This window comes from Microcella sp. (genome assembly GCF_033763155.1).
Classification (GTDB): Bacteria; Actinomycetota; Actinomycetes; order Actinomycetales; family Microbacteriaceae; genus Microcella.
This window is the reverse complement of sequence record NZ_JANRKZ010000057.1, coordinates 18,912-29,966: the sequence shown is the minus strand read 5'-3', so window position 1 is coordinate 29,966 and position 11,055 is coordinate 18,912. Positions and strand designations below refer to the sequence as shown.

Here is an 11,055-nt window from a genome sequence, read left to right as displayed (position 1 = left end):
GTTGTCACACGCCGCGGGCCTCAAGCCGCGCGAAATCTCGGGCGGCATGGCGCAGCGGGTGTCGCTCGCTCGTGCCCTCGCCCGCGGTCCGGGAGTCCTGTTGCTCGATGAGCCCTTCGGCGCTCTCGACGCCCTGACTCGCTTGACGATGCAAGACCTGCTTGTCGACATCCACCGCGCCGAGCCGGCGACGATCGTTCTCGTCACCCACGACGTCGACGAAGCTCTCGCCCTTGCCGATCGCATCGTTCTGCTGGGAACACGTCACGACCGCGCCGGAGCGACGATCAGCATGATCCTCGACGTGCCCGGCGCCCGACCGCGCGACCGCGCATCTGTGGTCTTGACCCGCTTGCGCGCCAAGCTGCTCGACGCTCTCGGGGTGCCGAGCCACCACGGCGAATAGCTCGCCCCTCTGACTGCACCACCCTGTTCCGCCACCACCCCATCACCCGGTCATCCGACCACCAACCGAAAGGCCACCATGAGTACCCGCACCCGTCTGACCCTGCTGACTGCGACCACCGCGGTAGTAGCCATGGCCATGACCGGCTGCGTCGCCGGTGAAGGCACTGTCGCCCCGGAGCCCACTGAGGGCGCCGAGTGGAGCGACACCACGCTGACCCTCGACTTTGCTACCTACAACCCGCTGAGCCTCATCATCAAAGACCAGGGATGGCTCGAGGCCGAGCTGGGCGATGACGTCACCGTCGAGTGGGTGCAGTCGGCCGGCTCGAACAAGGCGAACGAGGCGCTGCGCGCCGGCGCCATCGACGTCGGATCGACGGCTGGTTCTGCCGCGCTTCTTGCGCGCTCGAACGGTAGCCCGATCCAGGTGATCAACATCTTCACGCAGCCGAACTGGGCCGCGATCGCGGTTCCGACCGGTAGCGACATCACCTCGGTCGCTGACCTCGCGGGCCGCACGGTCGCCGCGACGAAGGGCACCGACCCCTACTTCTTCTTGCTGCAAGCATTGGCAGAAGAGGGCCTCACGCTGGCCGACATCAGCCTGCAGAACCTTCAGCACGCCGATGGCAAGACGGCTCTCGAGACGGGCGCCGTCGACGCGTGGTCGGGTCTTGACCCGCTGCTCGCGACCTCGGTCTACAACGGTGCCGCCGAGATCATCTACGACAACGTCGATTTCAACTCGTATGGCTTCCTCAACGCGACGGAAGAGTTCATCACGAACAACCCCGACCTCGCTCAGCTCGTCGTGAACGCCTACGAGAAGGCTCGCCAATGGGCGCTCGAGAACCCGGAGGAGACCGCGGCGATCCTGGCCGAGGTTGCGGGTATCGACATCGCGATCGCCGAGGCGACCATCGCTCGTACGGTCATCGACATCGACAACGTGCCCGGCGACGCTCAGCGCGACGTGCTGTCGGTCATCGGCCCGATCTTCGTCGAGAGCGGTGACGTTCCCAACCAGGAGCTCATCGACGCGGCACTCGAGGCCCTGTTCAACGACACCTTCGCCCTCGCGGCCGACCCGGATGCGATTGCCTAAGCATGAGCTTCGATGAGCGCGGCGGCGCTCCCGTTCGGCGCCCCTCCACCGAGGGGCGCCGTTCGGCGTCGCTGTTCCAATTTGTAAGCAGTTTTGGATACTCGGCAGCGGGGACCGCCATTTCCGAGCGTTCCCGCTCTCGCGCGAGCCTCGGCACCGTGCTTCTCGGGCTGGTCGTTCCCGTGCTGATCGTCGCGACGTGGTGGGTCGCCGCCGAGTTACCCGAGGTGCCCGACTACCTGCTTCCTTCACCACCCCAGGTTGTGCTCGCCGCGGTCGAGCTTGCTGAGGCAGGCTTATTGGGCACCTACGTCGCTATTTCGGTGCAGAGAGTTCTCATTGGGTTTGCGATCGGAGCGTCGATCGGTCTCGCCGTCGGGGCCATCGTGGGTCTGTCCCCTCTGGCCTCGAAACTGCTCAACCCGACGCTGGGTGCCCTTCGCGCAGTTCCGTCGCTCGCGTGGCTTCCGCTCCTCGTGATCTTCATGGGCATCTTTGAACCGCCCAAGATCACGCTCATCGCCATCGGCGCGGCCTTTCCCGTGTTCACGACTGTTGCGGGCGCTCTGCGACACGTTGATCCGCATCTGGTTGAGGCCGGCCGTGCGTTCGGTCTCACCCGATTCCGTCTGCTCACCGTCGTGCAGCTACCGGCGGTCGTACCCTCGATCGTCTCCGGACTGCGACTCGCCTTAGCTCAGTCGTGGCTGTTCTTGGTGGCGGCTGAGCTCGCCGGCTCGTCGATGGGCCTGGGCTTCTTGCTCATCGACTCTCAGAACAACGGTCGCATTGACCGCTTGTTCCTCGCGATCATCCTGCTCGGCATCTTGGGCAAGACAACGGATGCCCTGGTGGGGTTGGGTGAGCGCGCCCTGCTCAAGAGGTGGGGCTGATCGCGCTAGGCTGAGGGTGTTCGACGTCCTTTAACCACCGTCCAGTGAGGCGGGAAAGGAGGTCAGAGTGGTCGCACGTACTGTGCTGCACGACGCTGACATCACGCGCGCTCTGCGCCGCATCGCCCACGAAGTGCTTGAGAGCCGCCGGGGCGATGGCCGCCTCGTGTTTCTCGGCATCCCAACCCGCGGTGCCACGCTCGCTGCGCGCATTCAACGAATCGTCGACGAGATCGAGCCGGGAGTGTCGAGCGCTGGAGCTCTCGACATCACGCTCTACCGCGACGATCTCGCGCACACGCCCACGCGCACCCCTGCTCCGACTCGTGTGCCCGAGGGGGGTATCGACGACACGATCGTCGTGCTCGTCGACGACGTGCTGTATTCGGGTCGCACCATCCGTGCCGCCCTCGACGCCCTCGTCGATCACGGCCGACCGCGCGCCGTGCGTCTCGCTGTACTCGTCGATCGCGGGCACCGAGAGTTGCCGATTCGCGCCGACTTCGTTGGCAAGAACTTGCCCTCGGCAACCAGTGAGCGCGTCTCGGTGCGATTGACCGAGATCGACGGCATCGATGAGGTGACGATCGAGCCATGAAGCACTTGCTGAGCACGCGCGACCTCAACCGTGAGAGCGCCATCCAGATTCTCGATGTCGCCGAAGACATGGCCCAGACGGCTGACCGCGAAGTGCGCAAGTTGCCGCCTCTTCGCGGCAAGACGGTCGTCAACCTGTTTTTCGAAGACTCCACGCGTACCCGACTGTCGTTCGAATCGGCGGCGAAACGACTGAGCGCTGACGTCATCACGTTCAGCGCCAAGGGCTCGAGTGTGTCGAAAGGCGAGAGTCTGAAAGACACGGCCCAGACCCTCGCCGCCATGGGCGCTGATGCGATCGTGGTGCGCCACCACGACTCGGGGGCAGCGCACCAGCTTGCTCACGCCGGGTGGATCGACGCCGCGATCATCAACGCCGGTGACGGCACCCACGAACACCCGACGCAAGCCCTGCTCGACGCGTTCACGATTCGATCGCGACGGTTCGGCGCTGCCTCGCGCGGACGTGACCTGACGGGGATGCGTGTCGTCATCGTCGGAGACATCGTTCACTCGCGCGTCGCCCGTTCGAACGTGTGGTTGCTCACGACGCTCGGCGCTGAGGTGCATCTCGTTGCTCCGCGCACGCTGCTGCCGCACGGGGTCGAACAGTGGCCCGTGTCGGTTCATGAGCACCTCGACGACGCGCTCGCTCTTGCTCCCGACGCCGTCATGATGCTGCGCATCCAAAGCGAACGAATGCGCGACGCATTTTTTCCGACGGCGCGTGAGTATGCGCGCGTGTGGGGCCTGACGGCCGAGCGGTTCGCTCTGCTGGGCGCGGATACCATGGTGATGCACCCCGGCCCGATGAATCGGGGACTGGAGATTTCGTCCGCCGCCGCCGACTCCGAACGGTCGACGGTGCTCGCTCAAGTCACGAACGGGGTGTCGATTCGTATGGCCGTGCTTTACCTGCTGGTGGCTGGCTCGAGTACCACCGATGCAGGGGGGAGCGAGCGATGAGCGGCATTCTCATTCGCGGGGCAGCGATTCTGGGCGAACACAGCGATGACATTCGCGTGCGCGACGGCGTCATCACGGCGCGCGGCGCCCTCTCACCCGAGACCGACGAGCGCGTCATCGACGCCCAGGGTCTCATCGCGTTGCCCGGGTTGGTCGACCTGCACACGCACCTTCGCGAGCCCGGGGGAGAGGCGAGCGAAACCGTGTTGACGGGAACCCGCGCCGCAGCCGCCGGTGGCTTTACCGCGGTGCACGCCATGGCCAACACGTCGCCTGTGGCCGACACCGCGGGTGTTGTCGAGCAGGTGCAGCGACTCGGAGACCGGCACGGTTACGCCACCGTTCGCCCGATCGGAGCAGTGACCGTCGGACTTGCCGGCGAACAACTCGCCGAGATCGGGGCGATGGCCCAGTCGGCGGCTCGCGTGCGGGTCTTCAGTGATGACGGTCACTGCGTGCACGACGCACTCCTCATGCGTCGCGCACTCGAATATGTCGCGACCTTCGATGGTGTTGTCGCGCAGCACGCGCAAGAGCCCCGGCTCACGGTGGGCGCCCAGATGAACGAGGGCGGGTTGTCAGGTGAGCTCGGTTTGGCCGGTTGGCCCGCCGTCGCCGAAGAAGCGATCATTGCGCGGGATGTTCTGCTCGCCGAACACGTTGGTGCGCGTCTGCACGTGTGTCACCTCTCGACCGCGGGCTCGGTTGACGTCGTTCGTTGGGCCAAAGCTCGCGGCATCGCCGTGACGGCCGAGGTCACCCCCCATCACCTGTTGCTGACCGAAGAGCTCGCTCGTGGATACGACGCACGGTTCAAGGTCAACCCGCCCCTGCGGCGCGATGAGGATGTGCTCGCCCTTCGCGCTGCACTGGCCGATGGCACGATCGACATCGTCGCCACCGACCACGCCCCGCACCCGGTCGAGGCAAAAGAGTGCACGTGGGCCGAGGCGGCCTTCGGCATGGTGGGACTCGAGTCAGCGCTGAGCGTCGTGCAGCACGCCATGGTCGACACTGGCTTGCTCGCGTGGAGCGATGTGGCGCGCGTTCTCTCGTGCGCACCGGCACAGATCGGTCGACTCGACGGCTACGGCGATCCGCTCGAGATCGGCTCGCCCGCCAACATCACGCTCGTCGATCCGTCGGTGTCGCGTTCGTGGTCGACCGCCGACTTGCGCGGCCGCAGCGTCAACACGCCCTACCTGGGTCAACAATTGCCGGGGCGTGTCATGGCCACCGTGCATCGTGGCGTGCTCACGGTCGACGAGGGGTCCCTCGTCGACGCCGACGCCGTTGCTGCCGCCCACGAGGAGGTCGCTCGTGGATAGGCTCGTTCCCTCGCTCATCATCGGCGCGGTCATCCTGACGGTGTTCGTGCTCATGGCCCTCGGGTGGCGAGCCCGCCGACGTCGGCAGTCGGGCCTCGCCCGGCCGGTGCTGGCGCCCGCGTCGCTCGGTTCCGCATCCGTCGCCGCCGATGGCTGGTACGTGGCGACGACACTTGCCGACCAGCCGCTTGAGCGCGTGGCTGTGCACGGCCTGGGGTTTCGCGCGCGCGCGACCGCTGCCGTTCACCTCGAAGGACTCGTGCTCGGCGTGCAGGGGCAAGAGCGCATCTTGATCGCCACTGAGTCGTTGCGCGGTGCCGGCCGTGCGACGTGGGCGATCGATCGGGTCGTCGAACGTGACGGCCTCATTCTCATCGGGTGGATGCTCGGCAACACCCCCGTCGACACCTACCTGCGCGTGCCCGACCCCGCGGCCGCCGCTGCTCTGCTTGCCGGCGTGCAGGCCATGACTCCCGAACCCGCCACCATCACTGCAGAAGGAATCGCATCGTGACGACATCACCCGCCGTTCTCGTGCTCGAAGACGGCACCCGCTACGTCGGTCGCCGCTATGGCGCCGAGGGTCGCACCGTCGGCGAGGCTGTCTTCGCGACGGGCATGAGCGGCTATCAAGAAACCTTGACCGACCCGAGCTACGCCGGCCAGATCGTCGTGATGACGGCGCCGCACATTGGCAACACGGGCATGAACGATGACGACCCTGAGTCGCGGCGCATCTGGGTCGAGGGTTTCGTCGTGCGTGACCCCGCGCGTCGCGTCTCGAACTTTCGCGCCACGCGCAGCCTCGACGACGACCTCGAGGGTCAGGGCATCGTTGGCATTAGCGGTATCGACACGCGCGCACTCACACGGCGGATTCGCGAGAGTGGCGCCATGCGCGCCGGAATCTTCTCCGGTGCTGACGCGGCTCTGAGCGACGACGAACAGCTCGCGATCGTGCGCTCGTCGGCGGAGATGACGGGCCGTAACCTGTCGGCCGAGGTCTCGGTCGAATCGGCCACCGTGATCGCTGCCCAGGGCGAGTCGATCGGCCGACTCGCCGTGCTCGACCTCGGCGTGAAAGAGTCGACGCTGCGCCAGCTCGCCCAGCGCGGGTTTGAGGTGCACGTGCTGCCGCAGTCGGTCACGCTCGACGACGTGCGGGCGATCAAGCCCGTCGCCGTCTTCTACTCGAACGGCCCTGGCGACCCCGCGGCGAGTGACGCGCACGTCGAGCTCTTGCAAGGCGTGCTGCGCGACGGGCTGCCGTTCTTCGGTATTTGCTTCGGCAACCAGCTGCTCGGCCGCGCTCTCGGGTTCGGCACCTACAAGTTGCCCTACGGCCACCGTGGCATCAACCAGCCCGTGCTCGACAAAGCCACGGGTCGCATCGAGATCACGGCGCACAATCACGGTTTTGCCGTGGATGCTCCGCTCGAGGGTGTCGTCGAGAGCCCCGCCGGATTCGGCCGCGTCGAAGTGAGCCACGTCGGCCTCAATGACCAGGTCGTCGAAGGTTTGCGCGCGCTCGACATCCCCGCGTTCTCGGTGCAGTACCACCCCGAGGCGGCGGCCGGACCACACGACTCCACCTACTTGTTCGACCGATTCCGCGACCTTGTCGTGGCTCAGAGTGAAAAGGCCACCGCCTGATGCCCAAGCGTGACGACATCAACAGTGTTCTCGTGATCGGCTCGGGCCCGATCGTCATTGGCCAAGCAGCCGAGTTCGACTATTCGGGCACTCAGGCGTGCCGCGTGTTGCGCGCGGAGGGCATCCGGGTCATTCTCGTCAACTCCAACCCGGCGACGATCATGACCGACCCCGACTTCGCCGACGCGACCTACATCGAGCCGATCACCCCCGAGGTCATCGAAGCGATCATTGCGAAAGAGAAGCCGGATGCGGTGCTCCCGACGCTCGGGGGCCAGACGGCCCTCAACGCCGCGATCGCGTTGCACGAGCGTGGCATTCTTGCGAAGTACGACGTCGAGCTCATCGGGGCCTCGTTCGAGGCTATTCACAAGGCCGAAGACCGTCAGCTCTTCAAACAACTCGTGCTCGATGCGGGTGCCGACGTGGCGCGCAGCTACATTGCGCACACGGTCGATGAGGCGGTCGCGTTCGCCGACGACCTCGGATACCCCCTCGTGATCCGTCCCTCGTTCACGATGGGAGGTCTCGGCTCGGGCTTCGCTCACGACCGCGAGCAACTGATCCGCATGGTCACCGACGGCCTGCACCAGTCGCCGACGACCGAGGTGTTGCTCGAAGAGTCGATTCTCGGGTGGAAAGAGTATGAGCTCGAGCTCATGCGCGACCGCGCCGACAACACCGTGGTTGTGTGTTCGATCGAGAACGTCGACCCCGTTGGCGTGCACACGGGCGATTCGATCACGGTCGCTCCGGCGCTCACGCTCACCGACCGCGAGTATCAGAACCTGCGTGACATCGGCATCCGCATTATTCGTGACGTGGGCGTCGACACGGGTGGTTGCAACGTGCAGTTCGCGGTTGATCCGGCCACGGGTCGTGTCATCGTCATCGAGATGAACCCGCGTGTGTCGCGGTCGAGCGCGCTCGCGTCGAAGGCCACGGGCTTTCCGATTGCCAAGATTGCCGCCAAGCTCGCAATCGGCTACCGGCTCGACGAGATTCCCAACGACATCACCAAGGTCACGCCGGCGAGCTTCGAGCCGACGCTCGACTACATCGTCGTGAAGGTGCCGCGCTTCGCGTTCGAAAAGTTCCCCGGCGCCGACGTCGAACTCACGACGACCATGAAGTCGGTCGGCGAGGCGATGGCCATCGGTCGCAACTACAGCACCGCGCTGCAGAAGGCCCTGCGAAGCCTCGAGAAGCGGGGCAGCAGCTTCCACTGGCAGGGTGAGCCTGGCGATAAGGATGCCCTGATCGCAGCATCCCGAATCCCTACCGATGGCCGCATCGTGACGGTGCAGCAAGCGATGCGCGCGGGTGCGAGCATCGACGAGCTCTTCGCCGCGACCGGAATCGACCCGTGGTTCCTCGACCAGATGCAGCTCATCAACGAGGTTGCGGCCGAGATCGCGGCCGCGCCCGAGCTCACCGGCGAGGTCGTCCGGTACGCGAAAGACCACGGGTTCAGCGATGCACAAATCGCCGAGTTGCGCGGTCTTGACGAGCTCGCGGTGCGCGAGGCGCGGTGGGCAGCGGGAGTGCGACCCGTCTTCAAAACGGTCGACACGTGTGCGGGCGAGTTTCCGGCGCTCACGCCGTACCACTACTCGAGCTATGACGACGAGACCGAGGTCGCTCCGAGCAGCGCTCGCAAGGTCGTCATTCTCGGCTCAGGCCCCAACCGCATCGGCCAGGGCATCGAGTTCGACTACAGCTGCGTGCACGCGAGCTTCGCGCTGCGTGACGCCGGCTTCGAAACGATCATGATCAACTGCAACCCCGAGACGGTCTCGACCGACTACGACACGAGTGATCGCCTCTACTTCGAGCCGCTCACGCTCGAAGACGTGCTCGAGGTTATCCACGCAGAGTCGGCAACGGGCGAGCTCGTGGGAGTCATCGTGCAGCTCGGCGGCCAGACCGCGCTGGGTCTCGCTCACGGGCTCGAGCGGGCGGGCATCCCGATTCTCGGAACCACGCCCGATGCGATTGACCTCGCCGAAGAGCGCGGAGCCTTCTCGCGCATTCTCGACGACGCGGGCCTCACCGCGCCGCGCAACGGCACGGCGACCGACGTCGACAGTGCTGTCGCGATCGCCGACGGCATCGGTTACCCCGTGCTCGTGCGCCCGAGCTTCGTGCTGGGTGGTCGCGGTATGGAGATCGTCTACGACAGCGCGAGCCTTGTCGACTACTTCGATCGGGTCAAAGATCAGGCCATCATCGGGCCGGAGCAGCCCCTGCTCGTTGATCGTTTTCTCGACGACGCCGTCGAGATTGACGTCGACGCGCTGTACGACGGCGACGAGCTCTACATCGGCGGCATCATGGAGCACATCGAGGAGGCCGGCGTGCACTCGGGTGACTCGGCCTGCACGCTTCCGCCCGTCACGCTCGGGGCAACGGTCATCGACCGTGTTCGCGAGGCGACCCGGGGCATCGCTGCCGGTATCGGCGTGCGCGGTCTGCTCAACGTGCAGTTCGCCATTGGTGCGGGTGTGCTCTACGTGCTCGAAGCGAACCCCCGTGCGTCACGCACCGTGCCCTTCGTGTCGAAGGCGCTCGGCATTCCTCTCGCGAAGGCGGCGTCTCTCATCATGACGGGCCGCAGCATCCGCTCGCTCGTCGACGATGGCCTCCTGCCGGCGGGCGACGGGTCGACCGTGCCGCTTGATGCTCCCGTCTCGGTGAAAGAAGCGGTCTTGCCGTTCAAGCGGTTCCGCACGCGTGAGGGTGTCATCGTCGATTCGGTGCTCGGCCCTGAGATGCGCTCGACGGGCGAAGTCATGGGAATCGACAAAGACTTTCCGCGCGCCTTCGCGAAGAGTCAAGACGCCGCGTACGGAGGGCTGCCGAAGAAGGGCGTCGTCTTCGTGTCGGTGGCTGACCGCGATAAGCGGGCTGTCGTGCTGCCCGCGCTGCGCTTGCACCAACTCGGATTCCAGCTATGGGCGACCGAGGGCACCAACGAAGTGCTCGCGCGGTATGGCATTGCGGCGCGCGTCGTGCGCAAGCACAGCGGTGCCGACGACGGTGAGCCCTCGATCGTTGATCTGATCAACGCGGGAGAGGTGGACATCGTCATTAACACTCCGTCGGGTCGTTCAGCGCGCGCCGATGGCATCGAGATTCGCACCGCCACGGTGGCGGCCGACAAGCCGCTGTTCACGACGATTGCAACGGTGGGTGCCGCCGTGGCGTCGCTCGAGACCGCGACCGAACCCGTGACCGTGACGAGCCTGCAGGACTACGCGATCGCCCGGGCGGCCCGCGCATGATCGCCTTTGGTGACCGCCTGAAATCGGTGGTGGATGCTCACGGCCGGTTGTGCCTCGGAATCGACCCGCACACCTCGCTGCTTGAGCAGTGGGGGCTGACGAACGACGCCGAAGGCGCTCGAGCCCTGGCTTTGCGCGCTCTCGATGCCGCCCATGGTCGTGTTGGAATCGTCAAGCCGCAAGCGGCGTTCTTCGAGCGCTTCGGCGCTGCTGGGTACGCGGTGCTTGAAGAGGTCATTCGCACGGCACGTGACGGCGGTTTTCTCGTCATCGCCGACGTCAAGCGCGGCGACATTGGCTCGACGGCGGCGGCGTATGGCGAGGCGTGGTTGTCGCCGGGCTCCCCGCTCGAAGCTGACGCCATGACAGCGGTCGCCTACCAAGGGCTTGGTTCCCTCGACCCGGTGATTGACCTCGCGATCGAGCACGGCAAAGGTGTGTTCGTGCTGACGGCGACGTCAAACCCCGAGGGTCGCGAGGTGCAGCAGTCGGTGAGCGGCAGCGGCCGCTCGGTGGCCGGTCAACTCGCTCGTGATGTCGCCGTGCGCAACGCAGGCGCTCGCGGGTGGGGATCGATCGGTGTCGTCATCGGTGCGACAGAGCCGATCACGGCAAGCGGAATCGACCCTGTGCTGCTGCAGCACACGCCGGTCTTGGGCCCGGGCTTCGGCTACCAGGGCTCTCGCTTGAGCGCGCTCGACTCGGTGTATGGCGTGGCATCAAGTTCGGTCATCCCGACGGTCACCCGCAGTGTGCTCTCGGCCGGGCCCGACGGGCTCGCCGCCGCTCTCGATGCACACCGAGCGGAGCTCGACGCGTGA

At 66.0% G+C, this 11,055-nt stretch carries 10 protein-coding genes; all 10 read left to right on the top strand.

Annotated elements, in window-relative coordinates; translation table 11 throughout:
* Window positions 1–406 (top strand): ATP-binding cassette domain-containing protein (locus SFU54_RS02540; RefSeq protein WP_319014741.1); only part of this gene is annotated, 406 nt, incomplete at its 5' end.
* Window positions 407–484: 78 nt separating this feature from the next.
* Window positions 485–1,513: an aliphatic sulfonate ABC transporter substrate-binding protein gene (locus tag SFU54_RS02535; RefSeq protein ID WP_319014740.1), complete on the top strand. Its 1,029-nt coding sequence runs from the start codon at window positions 485–487 to the stop codon at window positions 1,511–1,513.
* 2 nt (window positions 1,514–1,515) lie between these two features.
* Window positions 1,516–2,406 (top strand): ABC transporter permease, encoded by an 891-nt coding sequence (locus tag SFU54_RS02530; RefSeq protein WP_413466543.1) that lies wholly within the window; start codon window positions 1,516–1,518, stop codon window positions 2,404–2,406.
* Between the two features lie 67 nt (window positions 2,407–2,473).
* Window positions 2,474–3,004 (top strand): bifunctional pyr operon transcriptional regulator/uracil phosphoribosyltransferase PyrR, encoded by a 531-nt coding sequence (pyrR, locus tag SFU54_RS02525; RefSeq protein ID WP_319014739.1) that lies wholly within the window; start codon window positions 2,474–2,476, stop codon window positions 3,002–3,004.
* On the top strand, window positions 3,001–3,969 hold the full coding sequence (locus SFU54_RS02520) for an aspartate carbamoyltransferase catalytic subunit (protein ID WP_319014738.1): 969 nt from the start codon (window positions 3,001–3,003) through the stop codon (window positions 3,967–3,969). Before pyrR ends, SFU54_RS02520 begins: the two co-directional genes overlap by 4 nt.
* Entirely contained in the window at window positions 3,966–5,297 is a 1,332-nt protein-coding gene (locus SFU54_RS02515; protein WP_319014737.1) for a dihydroorotase, read from the top strand. Before SFU54_RS02520 ends, SFU54_RS02515 begins: the two co-directional genes overlap by 4 nt.
* On the top strand, window positions 5,290–5,811 hold the full coding sequence (locus tag SFU54_RS02510) for a hypothetical protein (RefSeq protein ID WP_319014736.1): 522 nt from the start codon (window positions 5,290–5,292) through the stop codon (window positions 5,809–5,811). Before SFU54_RS02515 ends, SFU54_RS02510 begins: the two co-directional genes overlap by 8 nt.
* On the top strand, window positions 5,808–6,950 hold the full coding sequence (gene carA, locus SFU54_RS02505) for a glutamine-hydrolyzing carbamoyl-phosphate synthase small subunit (protein WP_319014735.1): 1,143 nt from the start codon (window positions 5,808–5,810) through the stop codon (window positions 6,948–6,950). Before SFU54_RS02510 ends, carA begins: the two co-directional genes overlap by 4 nt.
* Window positions 6,950–10,234, top strand: a complete 3,285-nt coding sequence (gene carB / locus SFU54_RS02500) for a carbamoyl-phosphate synthase large subunit (RefSeq protein ID WP_319014734.1) — start codon at window positions 6,950–6,952, stop codon at window positions 10,232–10,234. The genes carA and carB overlap by 1 nt, the downstream gene beginning before the upstream one ends.
* Window positions 10,231–11,055, top strand: a complete 825-nt coding sequence (pyrF, locus tag SFU54_RS02495) for an orotidine-5'-phosphate decarboxylase (RefSeq protein ID WP_319014733.1) — start codon at window positions 10,231–10,233, stop codon at window positions 11,053–11,055. Before carB ends, pyrF begins: the two co-directional genes overlap by 4 nt.